Below are 18,595 nucleotides of genomic sequence, written 5' to 3' on the forward strand. Positions count from 1 at the left end.
GGGCGACTCCCGGAAGACCCGTCCTCACCCGAACTCCCCCGCCCGACCGGCGGAGTGATGTCGTGGAGGAGGTAGCCTCGTTGACTCGCCGGCGACAACACCTGATGGCCTGTTACCTGGTGTGGATGGTGCTGTTCACCTGCATCTACTACATCTACCCGACGCAGCGGATCATCTGGTGGACAGGCATCGGCCTCGGCGGCGTCGCCGCCATCGTGGTCGGCGTCCGCCTCAACCGCCCCTCCCACGCGCTCTTCTGGTACCTGCTGGCACTCGCCAACCTCAGCTTCACCGCCGGCGAGGTCGTCCAGGTCATCCAGCTGGAGTTCCTGCACCTGGGAAGCCCCTTCCCCTCAGTGGCCGACGGCTTCTACCTCGCCGAGTACCTGCTGTACGCGGCCGGCGTCCTGGGCTTCATCCGCTGGCGGACGGCCCATCAGGACCGGGCCAGCCTGCTGGACGCGCTCATCCTCACCATGGGCCTCGCCCTGCTCGCCTGGATCTACCTGATCCTCCCGTACGCCCGGAACCCCGACCTCAGCTGGTTCCAGAAGGCCGTCTCGATGGCCTACCCGCTGGGCGACGTGATCGTCCTCTTCCTGCTGCTGCGCCTGCTCGTCCCACGCGGCGGGAGCAGCCGGGCACTCCAGCTGCTCACGGTCGGCACCGTCGGCCTGCTGATCTCCGACATCCTGTACGGGCTGATCCAGCTGCACGGCGACTGGCACATCGGCACCCCGGTCGACCTGGGATGGGCCGCCTTCTACACCGCCTGGGGCGCGGCCGCACTGCACCCCTCCATGGTCGAGCTGACCAGACCGGTGCCCTCGCAGGAGGCCGACCTCGGCCGCGGCCGGCTGGCCCTGCTCACCGCGGCCTCGCTGATCGCGCCGACCATCCTGATCGTCGAGTCCGTCAACGGCAACACCAACAACGCCGGGGTGATCGGCGCCTTCTCCGCCCTGCTCTTCCTGCTCGTCCTCGCCCGCCTCGCCATCGTGGTCGGCGCCCGCCGGCAGGCCCTGGGCCGGGAACGGGCGCTGCGCGAGGCCGGCGCCTCACTGACCGCGGCCGTCACCGTCGAGGAGGTCGCCGACGCCGTCCAGGCCGCCGCCTCCACCCTGATGCCGGCCGAGCCCGGCCACGTCGCGCTGCTCGCGGTCACCGAGGCCGGCGTCCTGCACGTCCGGCACGCCGAGCGCGGACCGGCCCAGCACGCCCTGGGCGAGGGCCCCGGCTCGGACGAGGTGCTCGCCCTGGCGGCCGTCCGCGAGACCCGGTTACTCCCCATCGAGGACATCGGCAGCGACCTGGCCCTCCGCTTCGACGGCATGCCCTCCGCCCTGCTCTGCCCGCTGACCCTCGCCGAACGCCCCTCCGGCGACCCGCTGATCGGCGCACTCATCGTCACCGGAACCGAACAGGAGCTGACCAGCCTCTGGAGCTCGCTGGAGATCCTCGCCGCCCAGGCCGCACTGGCCGTCGAACGCGTGATGCTGAGCCAGGAGATCAACCGCCGCAACAGCGAGGTCTACTTCCGCACCCTGGTACAGAACGCCAGCGACGTCATCCTGATCCTCAACGCCGACGACGGCGTCCGCTACGCCTCCTCCTCCGCCCAACGCGTCCTCGGCTACCCCAGCCTGGACGGCACCCTGATCACCGACCTCGTCCCGCCCGAGGACAGCCGCGCCGTCGGCAGCGCACTGGCCCGGATGCGCGGCCTGGACGGCGGCGGCGGGCGGGCGGGCGACGGCCGCGAACCGCAACGCGAACACTGGCGCCTGCTGCGCCACGACCGCACGCCGATCGAGGCCGAGGTCCGCTGCAACGACCTGCGCGGCGACCCGACGGTGGGTGGCCTGGTGCTCACCCTGCGCGACGTCACCGAACAGCGCCAGATGGAGCGCGAGCTCACCCACCGCGCCTTCCACGACTCGCTCACCGGCCTGGCCAACCGCGTCCTCTTCCAGGACCGCGTGGGCCACGCGCTCTCGCGCGGCGAGCGCAGCGGTGCCATCACCGGGGTGCTCTTCATCGACCTGGACGACTTCAAGGTGGTCAACGACACCCAGGGGCACGCGGTCGGCGACGAGCTGCTGGTCGCCGTCTCGCTCCGGGTCTCCACCGCGCTGCGCACCTCCGACACGGCGGCCCGGCTCGGCGGCGACGAGTTCGCCGTCCTGGTGGAGGACGCGTTGCGCCCGGCCGACGTCGGCGCCACGGCGGACGCGGTGCTGTCCGCCTTCGCGGAGCCGTTCAAGCTGAGCGCGGGTGCCGTCCGGGTCACGGCCAGCATCGGCGTCGCCACCACCGAGGACAGCGTGGACGCGACCGAGCTGCTCAGCCACGCCGACCTGGCCCTGTACTCGGCGAAGTCGGCCGGCAAGCGGCAGTGGTGCCACTACCAGCCCGCGCTCCAGGCCGGGCTGGTGGAGCGGCACGAACTGAACGAGAACCTGGACACCGCGATCGCCGAGTCCGCGTTCAAGCTGTACTACCAGCCGATCGTCGACCTGCAGACCGGCGAGCTGGTCGCCTTCGAGGCACTGGTCCGCTGGCCGCACGACCGGCGCGGCATGGTGCTGCCCGACGACTTCATCGCACTCGCCGAGGAGAGCGGCCAGATCGTGCCGCTCGGCGCGTGGGTCCTGGAACGGGCCGCCCAGGAGGTGGCCGGCTGGCACCGGCTCAGCGGCAGCCGGCGCAGCGCCCGCGGCCTGCCGCCCCTGCGGGTCAACGTCAACGTCTCGGCCCGGCAGTTCCGCGACGCCGGCTTCGTGGACGTGGTGCGCGGCGCCGTCCGGACCTCCGGGATCACCCCGCAGGCGCTCGTCCTGGAACTGACCGAGTCCGTGCTGATGCGCCGCGACGAACGCGTCCACACCGACATGCGCACCCTGACCGGGCTGGGCGTCGGCATCGCCATCGACGACTTCGGGACGGGCTACTCCTCCCTCTCCTACCTGCGCGAGTTCCCGATCTCCATCCTGAAGATCGACAAGTCCTTCATCGACGGCCTCGGCCTCTCCCAGCAGCAGTACGCCCTGGTCGAGGGCATCACCCGGATCGCCGACACCCTCGGTGTCCAGGTCATCGCCGAGGGCATCGAGAACACCGAGCAGCGCGACCTGCTCGCCGCCATGGGCTGCCCGCTCGGCCAGGGCTACCTCTTCGCCCGCCCCCTCACCGCCGACCAGGCCCGCACCTTCATCGAGGAGTACGCCGACCTCAGCGACGCCCGCCCCCCGGCCTGACCGGGCGGCGACGGCCCGAGGACCGCCCTAGGCCGCCGACCGGCCGTCCTCCGGTTCGCCGTCACCGGGCCGGCCGCCGTGCGGGGAGAAGACGAACGAGGAGGCGTCGCCGTCCAGGTCGATGGTCAGCGACGCGTCCAGCGCCTTCGCCAGCCGGGTGAGCAAAGGCAGGGTCGGCAGGGAGTCGCCACCCTCGATGGTGGAGATCTGCGGCTGCGTCATACCGGCCCGCCGTGCCAGCTCAGCCTGCGACAGGCCGAGCAGGGTACGGCGGTCGTGGACGGCCTGCCCCAGCGCGAACGCATGTCCCGCCTCGACGTAGGCGGCGGACTCCTCGACCTGTTCGCCCAGGAGCCTCCTGGTCCGGCGGGTCTTCCAGTGCGCGTGGTTCACGGGCTCTCCTCCTTGCTCCGGTCATAGGCATGCTCGGCCGGGCCGTGGGCCGCCTCGCACTCTCGCTGCACCTGCTGGGCGCGGTCGACCTCTGCCGTCTCGCGTTGCCGCGTCTTGCGGAACACCGTCAGCAACACGATGCGCCGACCCGGCGCCAGCCAGTAGGTGATCCGCACGGCGCTGCCATCCATGACGAAGCGCAGCTCGCGCACCTTACCGCCGAGATGCCGCGAGTAGGGCTCCGCCAGTGTCGTCGGCCGGCTTGCGAGCATGTCAACCGCACGCTCGACCTTGTCGTACCGGGCATCCGGAAGAAGCTCCAGCCATTGCCGGACCTCGGGCTCGATCTCGATCTGCCATGGGTGGCCCACAGGGGCGACTATACAGAAATCCATATACCCGGCGCGGCCCTGTGAGCCGTTCCCCGGCTACCCCGCCGGGTGCGGGTGTCCGAGGTGGGGGAAGGTCGGGAGGAGGTCGGTGTGCGGGGGGATGTGGTCGCTGATGATCTTGCCGCCGGAGACCATGGCGAGGCGGGCGGAGGTCACGTCGTCGCTGAGGGTGCGGCCGTTGGGGTAGGCGGCGGGGCGGGAGCGGTCGTAGCGCAGGACGTCGGGCAGGACGAGCTTCAGCGTCTCGGTCGCCGCCTCGGTGGTGTAGTCCCCGGTGTGCTGGAGGACGGCCGTCCAGGCCTCGCGGTACGTCGCCCAGTCGTCGGCCGGCTCGCCCGTGTTGTAGGCGTCCTTGACCTCCTCCGCGTTGAAGTACGCGGTCAGCGAGGGGTGCGCGCCCCGGTCGACGGAGATCAGCTGCCCGTCCAGGTGGAGGCTGACCCGGGCCCAGACACCGATCACCGGGTCCGGGCCCAGCTCGGCGTCCGGGACTTCGAGGGCGATGCCGAAGACGTTGGCCTCGGCCATGGCGTCCTTGCCGGTCCAGGTGAAGTTGTTGACGATCCCTTCGAGGTCGGCGAAGAAGGGGTCGCTGCGCAGGCCCACGGAGAGCTTGTAGCCACCCACCTCCACCACGTCCGGCGCGTAGCCGAAGGCGACCGGCACGTTGGCGAACAGCACGTCGCCGCCCGCCTCGTGCCTCCGGGCCGCCTCCCCGGTGGCGCGGTGGACGGTGACGGTCTGGCCGCCGGTGCCGGGGCCGGAGAAGGTGAACGAGTAGGCGACGTCCGCCCGGTCGTCACCGTCGTTGTCGATGTTGATCCGGTAGACGGCGTCCGGGTGGAACTCGGCGGCCCGGGTCGGCGCGTACGGGTTCACGTTCATGATGAGGACGGTCCGGCCCGAGGCGTCCGAGCCCGGGAAGGCGAACAGGTCGGTGAGGTCGAGCCGGGCGTCGCCGCGCGGCGAGCGGAGGTTCGGACCACTGAGGTGGTGGGACATGGCGCTGCGCTACCTCGTCTCTGTGCATCCCCCTGGTTGTCGGCTCCGTGGTACCAGTGGGACCCGTGGCACGGGGGGAAGCCACCCGTGCCGGGGGCCGCCGTCCGCCGATCGGCCGACGGCCGACTGCACCGGGCGGTCAGGGTCGCCGCGGGCGCGGACGGACGCCGCAACGTCAACGCTGTTGTCATAGCCTTCGATGCCCTAGGCTGCCCGCCATGACGGAACGCGTGGTCCCCGAACCGCAGCGGCGGCGCAGACGGCCGACCAAGCAGGGCACGGTCCTGTCCGAACAGGTCATCGTCGAGACGGCCCTGCGGCTGATCGGCCAGCACGGCGCGGCCGCGCTGACCGTCCGCCGCCTCGGCGCCGCCCTGGGGGCCGACCCGAGCGCCGTCTACCGGTACTTCCACAACACCGACGACCTGATGCTCGCCGTCGCCGACGAACTCATCGGCCGCGCCCAGCACGGCCTGCGACTCAGCGGTGACTGGCGCGCCGACCTGCGCGAGATCGGCATGCGCATCCACACCGCCTACCAGGCACACCCCCAGGCCGCCCAGCTCGCCGCCCACCGCACCACCGGGCGGGACAACGAGACGCAGGCCGTCGAGACGATCCTCGGCGTCCTGCGCTCCGCGGGCTTCCCCGACCCGGAGGCCGTCCGGATCTACCACGCCTTCGTCGACCAGGCGCTCGCCTTCGCCGCCCAGGACGCCGCCGCCCTCGCCCTGCCCGCCCCCGCCCGCGCCGCCGACCTCGCCGTCTGGCGCCTGCGCTACGCGCGCCTCGGCCCCGACACCCACCCCCACATCGCCGCCACCGCCGACCTCCTCGTCTCCGACATGGACCGCAGCGGCTACCCGTTCGCCCTCGACCTCCTCCTGGAGGCCGCCGCCACCCGCCTGGCGGCGCACCACACCGGCTGACCGCGCCGCCCCTCCCTGCCCGAGGAGAACGAAGGACGGCGCGCTGTGCGAGGCCCTCTCAGCACTGGACGGCGCGGCCCTCGGGATCGATCCGCACCTGATCCACCGCCAACGCGTCCCCGCGCCGGACGGCGGCCTGATGGGTGCCGGCCATGTCGGCCGGGACGGTGACGGCGTATACGGTCCGAAGCACCCCGCCCACTGTCACCGCCAACGCCTTTCGCACCGGGAAGTCCTGCTGTTGGCAGGAGATCCTCTCAACGGTCTCGGCGCTGGCGAGGAGCAGAATGTTCCACCCCTCCCAGGTGTCGCTCTTGGCCAGCCGGTAGCTCAGGATGACGCCGACGCCGGGCGTGGGCCTGCTCTTGATGTCCGTGGCCTTGGCACACTGGGTCAACACGCCTCCCACCTGGGGAGCCTGGGCCGCGCAGATGTCACCACTGCTCTCCGCCTGCCAGACCAGGGAAGGAGGCCAGTTCACGCCGAAGTTCGCCACGGCCGTCCGGCCGCCGGCCGGCGCCCTGCCGTCCCTCGCGGCCTGCTCCAGCACGACTCGCTTGGCCGGCTCCGGGAACTCCGGCCCCAGTGCAACCGCCTCGGCGGCCGCGGGACCGGGCGTGCCCGCCCTGCCCGCCGTCCCGCCCGGCGCGGACCCGCACGCGGCGGCACCGACCAGCAGGGCGGCAACCGCGGTGCAAGCCACTGCCCGTCGGCTTGTGCGATGGCGCATCCGTTCTCCCCTGTCTCTGTCGTGCCGCCGCGTTCGCGGCACGGCTACTTGGCCGGACCTGCGTTGTTGTTGAGGATCACCGCCGGCCTGTGATCGTAGGCCGCCGGTGCCCAGTTGTGAATGTCGTACGTCCCCCACTCGGCACTCGTCGTGCTTCCGTCCGTATGGACGAAGACGGCCATGTACCTGGTGGCCGTACCCACGGGGGACAACCCGTACGCCTGGCCGGCCTTGACCTTCACCGTCGGCAGCGTGACCGAGTCCTGCTTCGCGTCCGTGACGGCATCGGAGTTCTGCCAGGAGAGCTCACCGTTCAACGAGACGGCCACCTCGACCTCGCCGTCGGCCAGGAACGGCAGGGAGGCCGACACCGATGTCTTGACCGAGACGCTGCCCCCGATCTTCGCGGCCAGCTGTGTGGTCAGCTGCCTGGTGTGGATCGTGGTCGTGGTCCGACTCACCTCCCCGTCCTGGTCCGAGATGTTGAAGTCGTCGGAGATGTCTTTGTTCAGCCAGGTGTTCTGGGAGACCTCGTAGACCGTGACATGGTTGACGTCGTACCCACCGCTCGGCATGGACTTCTCCGCGTTCTTCGGCAGATCGGTCACCACCTTGCAGCCGGCGCAGGTCTTGGCGGTCGTCGTGGGAACCTTCTTCTTGGGCGGCCCCGGGATGAATGTGCCCTTGTAGACCGTGCCCTCCGACGGGTCGTCCGGGTCCACCGGCCCCGTGGTCGCGAAGCGGACGGGGTTGTCCGGGCCGCTGCCGGTGCCGCCGATCACGGTGCCGACGCCGCAGATGTCGGCCCGGCAGAGGCCGGACGGGTCGCTCCCGTTGACCGGGTCGTTGTCGCTGTAGGCGTAGCCGTTCCATTGCTGGGGGCTGCCGTTGACGGTGACCGGGTCGTCGCTGAGGAAGCGGCCGGTTGCCGGGTCGTAGACGCGGGCGCCGAGGGTGGTGAGGCCGGTGGTGGCGTCCTGGAGACCGCCGACGAAGCCCTTGGTGCCGGCCCAGGCGGAGGCGGACGGCTGGGGGCCGCGCGCGTTGCCGAAGGGGTCGGTGAGGCGCCGGGTAACGGTCATCGCGGCGTCGGAGCCGATCTGGACACCGTTGGTGCCGTGCGGGTCCGCCGCCTGGTAGAGCACGGTGGAGCCGCCGACGGCGTTGCTGACCCTGGTGTAGGTGAGGCCGCCGGAGGCCGGGACCGAGCGGACGCCGGCGGTGGTGTGGGCGGCCATGTCAAGGGTCACCTCGTCGGTGGGCAGGCTCAGGGTGGTCCTGCCGGGATTGCGGCGGATCAGCGGGTTGCCGTCCGCGTCGTCCAGGTAGCTGGTCGTGCCGGGCCCGCCGGTCTTCGCGTAGGACGCGAGGCGGTCCTCGCTGTTCCAGGTCAGCGTCGCCGTACCGGAGTTGTCGGAGACGGCGGTGGTGTTGCCGTTGGCGTCGTACTGGTACCCGGTGGTCCGGGTGCCGGACGGCGCGACCGTGATCGAGCTCTGCAGCGCGTGCGGGCCGCCCTTGCCATTGCCGGTGTTGGTGGTCCGGGCGGCGCCGAAGGTCTGCGTGGTGGTGACGTCCTTGGCGGTGTCGCCGGTGATGTCGTGCTGGACCAGGCCGGTGCGGTTGCCGGTGGCGTCGTGGCTGTAGGTGTTCCAGTACGGTGCCGGGCCGCCGACCGTGCGGCTGCCGGGGCCGGTGACGGCGGGGCCGTTCGCGTTGGTGCAGCCGCCGGTGGCGGGGACGGTGGTGGAACTGCCGGTGCCGTGAACGGCGCCGGAGGAGTCGGTCCAGTCGGCGGTGGTGTAGGTGGTGCCGGTGTCGGTCCAGGCGTTGGTCAGCCGGCCGAGGTGGTCGTAGGTGTAGCACTGCAGGTCCCGGTCGCGGGCGTCCTGCAGGTCGGTGGCGGAGGTGATCCGCCCGGAGGGGGTGTAGGTGTAGGTCGTCTGGTCCGCGGAGACGGTGCCGTTCTGACGGTCCAGGAAGGAGTTGACGACGCGTCCGGTGGCCCAGTCGTACTGCTGGGTGGAGACCACCTGGCTGCCGTAGTCGCCCACGGTGGTGCGGGTGACCCGGCCGAGCGCGTCGTAGTCCCGCTTCGCCACGATCTGCTGGGAGTTGTTGCTGTCGACGGTGGTCGGCAGGCCGGTGTCGGTGTACTCACAACCCCACCTGGAGCGACTACCAGATCACCCACCGCGGCACGCTCAACTCCGGCCAGGCCGTCGACCAGATCATCGCCCACAACACCAAGGACGCCGACCTCAGGAAGAAACTCTTCCTGGTCACCAACGACGGCACCGGGCGCTACGACGCCCTCACCTCCGGCAGCATCCGGCGCCCGGGCTCCTGCGAGACCACTGACACCTCGGCGCCCTGCACCGGCTACAACACCCAGGACTGGGGCAACGTCTCCCAGGTCATGGCCATCGGCACGCCCGAGGGCGAATCCCTCAAGGTCCAGGGAGACCTCACGGTCACCAACACCCGCACCTCGCTGCTCACCGTCGAGAACGGCAGGCTCTACCTGTTCGTCCACGGCGGCACCGACAACGTCGACTCGCCCGCCTACCAGATCCCGACCACGGACGGCGGCACCTGGGACCACTACGATCTCATCAACCCCGGACCCGCCAACGGCCTCACCACAGTCTCAGCGACCGAGAGCAGGAACCAGGCCACCGTCTGGGCCCGCCACCGCACCAACGGGAACGTCTACACCTACCCCGTCACCTGGAAGAACGGGGCCCCCGACTACAGCGCCCTCACCGCGCCCGGCTCGGGCACCCCGATCCTCACCGGCGCCGGCCTGACCGCCACCAGCCACCCCCGAATCGGCGCCGGGGACCTCAACAACGACGGCTACGCCGACCTCTGGGTGATCGACGGCAGCAACGCTATCGCGGTCTTCCCCGGCACGAGCAGCAACGGCACCAAGGGAAAGGTCGACGGCTTCGGCCAGTTGAGCATGGTCGGCTACGCCGATGCCGCCGCCTCCCTCCATCCCGCCCTGGTGTCCTGGCAGTGCGCCGATGCCGAGGGCGGCCCCCGCGAGGGTGCGCCGCTGACCATCTACGGCTGCTGGAACACTCCCAACCAGCGCTTCAACCTCGGCGTCGACGGCACCGTTCGCGTCGGCAGCTACTGCGTCTCCACCGCCGCCGACGGCACCTGGAACGGCGCGGCGATCGTCCTGGCCCGCTGCGAGAACAAGCCGACCCAGAAGTGGACCTTGCGTCCGGACGGCCGCCTCGTCAACCGGGGCACCGTCACCGGGGGCGACCTCGACACCGGCCGGTGCCTGGAACTGAACGCCTGGGCCACCGGCCAGGGCACTCGCCCCGACATCTGGGACTGCTCTACTGTCCAGGCCAACCAGCAGTGGGCCGTCCAGCCGGAGCGCACGCCGTGACGCCGCGCGACTGAGCCGAACCCGGAGGAACATCCCCCGGCCACGAGGGCTCGTCCGCCGCCTGCGACCAGGTGGAGGACGGGCCCTCCTCGTGGATCAGACCGCGGCTGCCGGGGCCGTGGTGCTGCCGGCGGTGCTGCCGAGGGTGTGTTCGGCCTTGGCGACGGCGGCGCGGTAGTAGACGGAGGCCAGTTGGGACGAGTCGTCGTCGCGCTGGAAGAAGCCGTAGGCCATGGCGGTGGGGCCGAATCGCTCGATGCCCAGGTAGCCGTTGAGCACGACGCCGGCGAGGTTGCCGTCGAGGCGGACGGCGGGGGCGTCGTGGCGGTCGCCGAGGGTGATGGGGGTGACCTGGAAGGTCACGGCGGAGCCGGTGCCGTCGGTGAAGGTGAGGCTGTGGCAGTTCGCGAACGCGTCGGTGACGGTGGCGAAGTCGGCGGTGAGCTTGGCGGAGTCCTCGGCCGTGAGCGACTCGGTCACCATGGGGTTGCCGTCGGGCCCGTCGAACTCGGCTTCCTGGTGCGGGTTTTGTGGCGAGGCCCCGGTGTCCTGCCGGTTCAGCAGGGCGCGCAGCGCGTCACAGCCGGCCACCGGGGAGGCGCCGTCGCTCGGTGATGCGCTCGCCTCGGACGGGATCTCGGTGAAGTCCGGGCCGAGTTCGGCGGCGGTGAGCAGGGCCGCCTTCAGCTGTTCCGACGTGGGCAGTTGCTCGGCCGGGGCCGCCTGGAGGGTGATGGACGCCGACCGGGCGGAGCCCGTGACACTGCCGGCCGCACCGAGCGTGACGGCGGTGGCCACGGCCGCGGCGGCGAGGGCGAGGAGAGGCCGCGAGTGGGACATGCGGGCCCCCGATCAGGAGTCGGACAGGGACAGGCACCCAGTGTCGCACCGGGGCCGCCGCACCGCCCGCCCGAAGCGCAGGGCCGCAGCTCAGGACGGGTCGGGGAGCTCCGCGAGGGTCCCGGTGAGCCACTCCACCCAGAACGACTCCAGACCGATCCCGGCCCGCAGGACGGCGTGCTGGAGCCGGTTCTCGCCGGCCGACCCCTCGGGCGGGAAGTCCCGCCGCTCGATCTCCTCGTAGTCGGCCAACTGGGCGCGGTGGAGCGCGAGATGGCGGTTCAGCTCGGCCTCCAGACCGGCCGTGCCGACCACCGCCGCCGCGCGCAGGCGCAGCAGCAGCGGCTCACGGACGACCTTCGGATCGTCCCCGGCGGCCGTCCACCGTTCGAGCTCGGCGCGGCCGTCGGGCAGGACCTCGTACTCCTTCTTCTGGCCGCGCACCGGTCCGGTCTGCGGGAGCGCCCGGATCTGGCCGGAGGCCTCCAAGCGGCCGAGTTCGCGGTAGATCTGCTGGTGGGTGGCGGACCAGAAGAAGCCGATCGACTTGTCGAACCGCCGGGTCAGCTCCAGCCCCGAGGAAGGCTTCTCCAGCAGGGCGGTGAGGATGGCGTGCGGCAGTGACATGGGCCGATCCTAGGGCGTGGCGCCGGAGGCCGGATCTGGCGCCGGAGGCAGGCCCTGGCACCAGAGGCAGGATCTGGCACCGGAGCGCGGCGGAAAGTAGTCCACAAAAAGGTAATCCAGTTTGGAACATTTGCATGCGCCGGAAAGTTGGACCGGTCATGACTCAGCGACCAGCGCCCCGCCCCCTCTCCGACCAGGCCCTCTCGGACCTGCTCGGCGCCCGGCAGTTCGGCACCCTCGCCTCCGTCAAGCGCAGCGGCCACCCGCACCTGACCACCATGCTGTACCGGTGGGACCCCGCCGGGCGCGTGGTGCGGTTCTCCACCACCGCCGACCGCCTCAAGGTGGGCCACCTGCGGCGCGACCCGCGGGCGGCCCTGCACGTCCAGGGACCGGACGCGTTCTCCTTCGCCGTCGCGGAGGGCGAGACGGAGGTCTCGGAGGCGACGGCCGTCCCGGGCGACGCGGTCGGGCAGGAGCTGCTGGCGATGCTCCCGGCGGAGTTCCGGCCGGCGGACCCGCGGGAGTTCCTGGCCGAGCAGGTCGCCGAACGGCGGGTGGTGGTCCGGCTGCGGGTGCAGCGGCTGTACGGAACGGCGCTGGACGTCAGCGGCTGAGGGCGGGCAGACCGGCGGCGCCGCCCTCCCTCCCGGTTGGGAGCGGGGGGCGGCGCCGGTGCGGGAAGCCCCGCAGGTCAGAGCGTGGCGGCCAGCTCGGTGCCCTGCTTGATGGCGCGCTTGGCGTCGAGTTCGGCGGCCACGTCGGCGCCACCGATCAGGTGCGGGGTGAGGCCGAGTTCGCGCAGGGCGGCGTCGAGGTCGCGACGCGGCTCCTGGCCGGTGCAGAGGACGACGGTGTCGACGGGCAGGAGCTGCCGTTCGCCGTCCACGACGAGGTGCAGGCCGGCGTCGTCGATCAGCTCGTAGCTCACGCCGGCGACCATGGTGACGCCGCGGTGCTTGAGCTCGGTGCGGTGGATCCAGCCGGTGGTCTTGCCGAGACCGGCGCCGACCTTGGTGGTCTTGCGCTGGAGCAGGTGGACGCTGCGCGGGGGCTCGGGCCGCTCGGGGCGGGTGAGGCCGCCGCGCTCGCGGTACTCGGGGTCGATGCCCCACTTGCGGTGGAAGACGGGCGGGTTGAGGCTCGCGGCGTCGCCCTGGTCGGTGAGGTACTCGGCGACGTCGAAGCCGATGCCGCCGGCGCCGAGGATGGCGACGCGCTTGCCGACGTCGGCGCCGTCACGCAGCACGTCCAGGTAGCCGACCACGCTGGGGTGGTCGACTCCCGGCAGGTCGGCGGGGATCCGCGGGGTGACGCCGGTGGCGAGGACGATCTCGTCGAAGCCCCCGGCGGCCAGCTGCTCCGCGTCCACCAGGGTACCGAGCCGCAGCTCGACGGCCAACTCGGCCAGCCGGGTGCGGTAGTAGCGCAGGGTCTCGTCGAACTCCTCCTTGCCGGGGATGCGCCGGGCGATGTTCAGCTGCCCGCCGACGGTGTCGGCCGCGTCGAACAGGGTGACGGCGTGGCCGCGTTCGGCGGCCGAGACGGCGAACGCGAGACCGGCCGGCCCGGCGCCGACGACGCCGATCCGCTTGCGCGTCCTGGTGGGGGCGAGGACGAGTTCGGTCTCGTGGCAGGCGCGCGGGTTGACCAGGCAGGAGGTGATCTGCCCGCTGAAGGTGTGGTCCAGGCAGGCCTGGTTGCAGCCGATGCAGGTGTTGATGGAGGCGGCGCGGCCCTCCTGCGCCTTGGCGACGAAGTCGGCGTCGGCGAGCAGCGGGCGGGCCAGCGAGACCAGGTCGGCGCAGCCCTCGGCGAGCACCTGCTCGGCGATCTCGGGGGTGTTGATGCGGTTGACGGCGACCAGCGGCACGCCGACCGATCCCATCACCTTCTTGGTCACCCACGCGTAGGCGCCGCGCGGCACGGAGGTGGCGATGGTGGGGATGCGGGCCTCGTGCCACCCGATGCCGGTGTTGATGATGGTGGCGCCGGCCGCCTCGACGGCCTGGGCGAGCTGCACGACCTCGGCGAGGGTGGAGCCGCCGGGAACGAGGTCGAGCATGGAGAGGCGGTAGATCAGCACGAAGTCGGGGCCGACCCGCTCGCGGACCCGGCGGACGATCTCGACCGGGAACCGCATCCGGTTCTCGTAGGAGCCGCCCCACTCGTCCTCGCGGTGGTTGGTGGCGGAGGCGGTGAACTCGTTGATCAGGTAGCCCTCGGAGCCCATGATCTCGACACCGTCGTACCCGGCCCGCTGGGCGAGGGCCGCGCAGCGGGCGAAGTCCTCGACGGTCTGCTCGACCTGCTCGGCGGTGAGCGCGTTCGGCACGAACGGGCTGATCGGGGCCTGGAGGGCGCTGGGGGCGACCAGCTCGGGGTGGTAGGCGTAGCGGCCGAAGTGCAGGATCTGCATCGCGATCCGGCCGCCGGCCGCGTGGACGGCGTCGGTGACGACGCGGTGCCGGTCGGCCTCCTCCTCGGTGACGAGCATGGCGCCACCGCCCCAGGGGCGGCCGGCCTCGTTGGGGGCGATGCCGCCGGTGACGATCAGGCCCACGCCCCCGCGGGCGCGCTCGGCGTAGAAGGCGGCCATCCGGTCGAAGCCGCCGGGCGCCTCCTCCAGCCCGACGTGCATCGACCCCATGATCACGCGGTTGGGGAGGGTCGTGAAGCCGAGGTCGAGCGGGCTCAGCAGGTGGGGGTAGGGCGGCTGGACGGCGGTGCTCATCGGCGTCTCCTGGGCAACGGGGGCGGCTGTTTGTTACCAGACGGTAGGGGATGCCTCGGCACCTATGCAACAAGTTGCATAACCGGGATCACCCCCCATCGGCGGTGAATGTCATTGACTAGCCGTCAGGTCACTGCGGAACGCGCGTATGGTCGTTGCGCGACGCGGGGTTCACAGCGGACCCCCGGAGAGGGGGCGGCAGTGCGGGGTGGCTCGATAGCCGTGGTCGGCGGAAGCATCGCGGGGTGCGCGTTCGCGCGGGCCGCCACGCGGGGCGGGGCGGAACAGGTGGTGGTCCTCGAACGCAGCCCCGGCCGGCTGGAGGACCGGGGAGTGGGCCTCTGCGTCCTCGACCCCCGGTACGACGAGCTGGTCCGGGCCGGCCACCTGGACGACGGGATCCGGCACCACCGGCTCACCCACCGCCACTGGCTCACCCGCGAGGGCGCGGGCAGCGGGGGCGGGGGCGGCACGGGCGGTCCGCGTGGGCGGCTGCTCTGGGCGCAGGAGATGCCGTTCCACTCCTACCACTGGGGCGTGCTCTGGCAGGCGCTGCGCGAGCGCACCCCGGACAGCGTGTCCTTCCGCCTCGGCGAGGCGGTCACCGCGGTGGGCGGCGGTGCGGACGGCGGGGACGCCACGGACGGCGGGCCCGGCACGGGCGGGCACGGTGACCGCGGGCGGGCCTGGATCGAGAGCGCGGGCGGCGGGCGGGAGACGTACGACCTGGTGATCGGCGCCGACGGCTACCGGTCGGTGGTCCGCGAGGCGGTCTGCCCCGAGTCCGCCTTCCCCGGCGCCCGGCCCGTCTACGCCGGGTACGTCTGCTGGCGCGGCAGCTTCGACGCCCGGCTGCTGGACGGCCTGCCCGGCGGCGCGGCGCTCTGGCCCGAGGGCGAGGTGATCACCGTCTGCTATCCGGGCGGCCAGGTGGTGCTGTACCGCATCCCGGGCCTGGAGCCCGGTTCCACCCAGGTCAACTGGGTCTTCTACGCCCCCACACCGCCCTGGCTGAGGCCGGACGGCGTGACCAGCGTCCCGGCCGGGACGCTCACCACCGGACGGTTCGAGGAGCTGGCCGCACTGGCCGAGCGGCACCTGCCGTCGTACTGGGCCGGGGTGGTCACCCTCACCCCGCGCGAGCGGACCCTCCTGCAACCGGTCTACGACCTGGCGGTCCCGCGCCGCACGACCGGCCGCCTGCTGCTGGCCGGCGACGCGGCCACCGTGGTCCGCCCGCACAACACCAGCGGCGTCGTCAAGGCGCTGCAGGACGCCTGCGCCTTCGAGGACGCCTGGCGCACGGCCGACTCCTGGGCCGAACTGCTGCCCGTGTACGACGCCGAGCGCGGTGCCGTCGGGCGGGAGACGGTCGAGGTGGGGCGGCGGCTCGGGCGGGCCCAGGTCACCGAGGCACCCGACTGGTCGGCCATGGACGAGGCCGCGATGGTCGACTGGTGGCGGCAACAGGTCGTCGGCACCGGCGGGTTCGGCGGCCACGCCATCGCGCGGCCGCCGATCCTCCGTCAGAACCCCTCAGTGGAATAGGAGTTCACCGGCCCTCGCCGGCATCGCCTCAGACGTTGACACCGTAGTCGGTGGCGATGCCGCGCAGGCCGGAGGCGTAACCCTGGCCGATGGCACGGAACTTCCACTCGACGCCGTTGCGGTAGAGCTCGCCGAAGACCATCGCGGTCTCGGTCGAGGCGTCCTCGGTGAGGTCGTACCGGGCGATCTCCTGGCCGTTGGCCTGGTTGACGATCCGGATGAACGCGTTGCGGACCTGCCCGAAGCTCTGCAGGCGGGCGTCGGCGTCGTAGATCGACACCGGGAAGACCACCTTGGCCACGTCGGCGGGCACCGTGTCCAGGTCCACCTTGATCTGCTCGTCGTCGCCGTCGCCGCCGCCGGTCAGGTTGTCGCCGCTGTGCTCGACCGAACCCTCGGGGCTGCGCAGGTTGTTGAAGAAGACGAAGTGCTGGTCCGAGACCACCTTGCCGAGCGCGTTGCAGAGCAGCGCACTGGCGTCCAGGTCGTAGTCGGCCCCGGTGGTCGTGCGCACGTCCCAGCCGAGGCCGACGATGACGGCGGTCAGGCCCGGCGCCTCCTTGGTCAGCGAGACGTTGCCACCCTTGGCCAGCGAAACTCCCACGATGCCCTCCTCGATTGCTCTCCCTGCCAAAGAATCTACAACACTGTAGAGATCACGAGAATCCACTCGCCACGATGCGGGGCGCGAGCCGGGCGGACGCGGCGCCCGGAGGCGCGGCGGCCTGGAGGCTCGGCGACCGGGAGGCGCGAGTGCCGACCGGGCGGAGGGCGGCGGGCGGCGAGCGGCGGACCCCCGCGATCGGGCGACCCCGGCCCCTCACGCCCCCAGCAGCTCGGCGACGTGCGGCGGCAGCAGGCACGCCTGCCGGGCCAGCAACTCGACGAAGGCCGCCGTCAGCGGGTCCGGCCGGGTCCGGGTGTACGCGACGAGCGGGCGCCGTACCGGCGGTTCGGGCCGTCGGACCAGGCCGTCGAAGCCCGGCGGCACGATGTTGGCGGGCACCAGGGCGGGCCCCAGCCCGGCCGCGGCGAGCAGCGGCGCGGCCGCCGTCTGCTCCGTACGCACCGCGGCCCGCGGCCGGAACCCGGCCTCCGCGCAGGCCCGGTCCAGCAGGTCGGCGAGCCCGTTGCCGGGCGCATAGTGCACCCAGTCACGCCCGGACAGGGCCGCCAGGCCTACGACCTGACGATCCTTCACTTCGTCGTCGACAGGCAGGGCGAGGACGAACTCCTCCACCCCCAGCTCCCGGATCGGCCCCTCCCAGTCGGCCGGCGGCGTGCCCACCGCGACGTCCGCCTGACCGGCCGCCATCGCCGCGTGGAGCTCGTCGTTGTGGGCGTACTCGCGCAGCCGGATCCGCACCTGCGGGTGGAGCCGGCGCCACGCGCGCAGCACCGGCGGCAGGATGCCGAGGCTGACCGAGTAGACGGTGGCCAGCTCCAGCTCCCCGCCGTCGAGCCCCGCGGCGAGGCGGGCCGCCGTCCGCAGCCGCTCGGCGTCGGCGAGCGCCGCCCGGGCGTGCGGCAGCACCGCCCGCCCCATCGGCGTCAGCCGGACGGCGCGCGGCAGCCGCTCCAGCAACGTCCCGCCGACGGCCCGCTCCAGGGCCCGCACCTGGTGCGACAGCGCCGGCTGGGTGACGTGCAGCAGCTCGGCGGCACGGGTGAAGGAGCCCGTGTCGACAACGGTCACCAGGTATTCGAGCTGTCGCAGCGTAGCCATGCAGGAAGTTTATGGGTTACCGAGAAAACAAGCCTTGGACTCATCGGCACGTGCAGGTGGAAGGTCGAAGGGAACCCAGCCCCTCCTCCGATCGGAGCCGCCGTCATGACCACCTCCTCCTCCCTCCCCACCACTCCGTCCTCCTCCCTCGCCGGCCGCCGTGTCGTCGTGGTCGGCGCCGGCTCGAACACCGGCCGCGCCCTCGCCCGCGCCGCCTCCGCGGCCGGCGCCGAACTGATCCTGGCCGGACCAGACCCCCGCAAGCTGGAGTGGACGGCGGGCGAGCTCACCGGTCCGGCCGAGGTCGTCCCGGTCGACCTCGCCGACGAGGCCTCCATCGCCGCCCTCGCCGCCGCCACCGGCGCCTTCGACCATCTGGTGTCCACCGCCGCGATGCCCGCCAACGGCCCGCTCGCCGATCTCGAACTCGCCGACGTCCAGCGGGCGTTCGCCGCCAAGGTCTACGGCCCGCTGCTGCTCGCCAAGCACCTCGCCGGCCAGGCCGTCACCGGCACCCCCGACGGCGCGTCCTTCACCTTCTTCTCCGGCGTCGCCGCCTGGCGCCCCGCCCCCGCCCGGACCGTGATGGCCACCACCAACGGCGCGCTGGCGTTCCTCGTCCAGGCCCTCGCCGTCGAGATCGCCCCCGTCCGCGTCAACGCGGTCTCCCCCGGCATCGTCGACAGCGGCTCCTGGGACCGCATGGGCACCGACAAGGACCCCTTCCTCCGCTCCGTCGCCGAGCGCAACCCCGCCCGCCGCGTCGGCACCACGGAGGACCTCGTCCGCGCCGTCCTCTTCACGATGACCAGCCCCTTCGTCACCGGCACCGTCCTCCACGTGGACGGCGGCGGCCGGCTGGCCTGAGGCGGCCGACGGCCCGCGCAGGCCCCCGGGGGACCTCCCGCAGACCGCCCGCAGGCCGCCCGCAGACCTCCCCGGGGGCGGGCAACCGCACGCCCGGCCGGGCTCCGCGGCCGGACGTAGACTGACCGGGCGGTGTCCGCA

General features: G+C 72.3%; 16 protein-coding genes. 6 read left to right on the forward strand and 10 right to left on the reverse strand.

All coding sequences use genetic code 11. The features are described 5' to 3' along the window. Window positions 1-62: 62 nt before the first annotated feature. The gene (locus C2142_RS39580; protein ID WP_241002474.1) at window positions 63-3,257 is read left to right on the forward strand and encodes an EAL domain-containing protein; all 3,195 of its coding nucleotides are present in this window, start codon (window positions 63-65) and stop codon (window positions 3,255-3,257) included. Between the two features lie 27 nt (window positions 3,258-3,284). On the opposite strand, the gene C2142_RS09560 is transcribed toward C2142_RS39580, so the two are convergent. The 3 genes from C2142_RS09560 to C2142_RS09570 are packed head-to-tail and all read right to left on the reverse strand — an operon-like array spanning window position 3,285 to window position 5,044. Next, window positions 3,285-3,650: a helix-turn-helix domain-containing protein gene (locus tag C2142_RS09560; protein WP_148641990.1), complete on the reverse strand. Its 366-nt coding sequence runs from the start codon at window positions 3,648-3,650 to the stop codon at window positions 3,285-3,287. Then, complete coding sequence (locus C2142_RS09565) at window positions 3,647-4,021, reverse strand: type II toxin-antitoxin system RelE/ParE family toxin (protein WP_148641991.1); 375 nt, start codon at window positions 4,019-4,021, stop codon at window positions 3,647-3,649. Before C2142_RS09565 ends, C2142_RS09560 begins: the two co-directional genes overlap by 4 nt. A gap of 57 nt (window positions 4,022-4,078) precedes the next feature. Further along, window positions 4,079-5,044, reverse strand: coding sequence for a DUF4331 family protein (locus C2142_RS09570; RefSeq protein WP_148641992.1), 966 nt, complete (start codon window positions 5,042-5,044; stop codon window positions 4,079-4,081). Window positions 5,045-5,262: 218 nt separating this feature from the next. On the opposite strand from C2142_RS09570, the gene C2142_RS09575 reads away from it, so the two are divergent. Further along, on the forward strand, window positions 5,263-5,973 hold the full coding sequence (locus C2142_RS09575; protein ID WP_148641993.1) for a TetR/AcrR family transcriptional regulator: 711 nt from the start codon (window positions 5,263-5,265) through the stop codon (window positions 5,971-5,973). A 58-nt stretch (window positions 5,974-6,031) separates the two neighbouring features. Here C2142_RS09575 and C2142_RS09580 read toward each other — a convergent pair whose 3' ends face one another. Continuing rightward, window positions 6,032-6,676 carry a hypothetical protein gene (locus tag C2142_RS09580; RefSeq protein ID WP_153882764.1) on the reverse strand — a complete coding sequence of 215 codons (645 nt, stop codon included), beginning with the start codon at window positions 6,674-6,676 and terminating at the stop codon, window positions 6,032-6,034. A gap of 71 nt (window positions 6,677-6,747) precedes the next feature. After that, the gene (locus C2142_RS09585; RefSeq protein WP_148641994.1) at window positions 6,748-8,805 is read right to left on the reverse strand and encodes an RHS repeat-associated core domain-containing protein; all 2,058 of its coding nucleotides are present in this window, start codon (window positions 8,803-8,805) and stop codon (window positions 6,748-6,750) included. 317 nt (window positions 8,806-9,122) lie between these two features. Between C2142_RS09585 and C2142_RS09590 the strand changes: the two genes are divergently transcribed. Continuing rightward, window positions 9,123-10,112: a ricin-type beta-trefoil lectin domain protein gene (locus tag C2142_RS09590; RefSeq protein WP_148641995.1), complete on the forward strand. Its 990-nt coding sequence runs from the start codon at window positions 9,123-9,125 to the stop codon at window positions 10,110-10,112. 96 nt (window positions 10,113-10,208) lie between these two features. Here the strand turns inward: C2142_RS09590 and C2142_RS09595 are convergent, their stop codons facing one another. Continuing rightward, on the reverse strand, window positions 10,209-10,952 hold the full coding sequence (locus C2142_RS09595) for a hypothetical protein (RefSeq protein ID WP_148641996.1): 744 nt from the start codon (window positions 10,950-10,952) through the stop codon (window positions 10,209-10,211). Between the two features lie 90 nt (window positions 10,953-11,042). After that, entirely contained in the window at window positions 11,043-11,579 is a 537-nt protein-coding gene (locus tag C2142_RS09600; protein ID WP_148641997.1) for a PadR family transcriptional regulator, read from the reverse strand. A gap of 158 nt (window positions 11,580-11,737) precedes the next feature. Between C2142_RS09600 and C2142_RS09605 the strand changes: the two genes are divergently transcribed. After that, window positions 11,738-12,196, forward strand: a complete 459-nt coding sequence (locus C2142_RS09605) for a TIGR03618 family F420-dependent PPOX class oxidoreductase (RefSeq protein WP_148641998.1) — start codon at window positions 11,738-11,740, stop codon at window positions 12,194-12,196. A 77-nt stretch (window positions 12,197-12,273) separates the two neighbouring features. On the opposite strand, the gene C2142_RS09610 is transcribed toward C2142_RS09605, so the two are convergent. Next, entirely contained in the window at window positions 12,274-14,313 is a 2,040-nt protein-coding gene (locus C2142_RS09610; RefSeq protein WP_148641999.1) for an NADPH-dependent 2,4-dienoyl-CoA reductase, read from the reverse strand. A 222-nt stretch (window positions 14,314-14,535) separates the two neighbouring features. On the opposite strand from C2142_RS09610, the gene C2142_RS09615 reads away from it, so the two are divergent. Further along, on the forward strand, window positions 14,536-15,861 hold the full coding sequence (locus C2142_RS09615; RefSeq protein WP_241002475.1) for a monooxygenase: 1,326 nt from the start codon (window positions 14,536-14,538) through the stop codon (window positions 15,859-15,861). A gap of 28 nt (window positions 15,862-15,889) precedes the next feature. Here C2142_RS09615 and C2142_RS09620 read toward each other — a convergent pair whose 3' ends face one another. Together C2142_RS09620 and C2142_RS09625 are read right to left on the reverse strand one after the other, a co-directional pair. After that, a complete protein-coding gene (locus C2142_RS09620) occupies window positions 15,890-16,465 on the reverse strand; it encodes a TerD family protein (RefSeq protein ID WP_148642001.1) in 576 nt (191 codons plus the stop codon). Between the two features lie 216 nt (window positions 16,466-16,681). Further along, window positions 16,682-17,587, reverse strand: a complete 906-nt coding sequence (locus tag C2142_RS09625) for a LysR family transcriptional regulator (RefSeq protein WP_148642002.1) — start codon at window positions 17,585-17,587, stop codon at window positions 16,682-16,684. A gap of 105 nt (window positions 17,588-17,692) precedes the next feature. Here C2142_RS09625 and C2142_RS09630 point away from each other — a divergent pair, with 105 nt between their 5' ends. Further along, entirely contained in the window at window positions 17,693-18,454 is a 762-nt protein-coding gene (locus C2142_RS09630; RefSeq protein WP_148642003.1) for an SDR family oxidoreductase, read from the forward strand. Window positions 18,455-18,595: the final 141 nt, after the last annotated feature.

The organism is Streptomyces sp. CB01881 (genome assembly GCF_002953255.1).
GTDB lineage: Bacteria > Actinomycetota > Actinomycetes > Streptomycetales > Streptomycetaceae > Kitasatospora.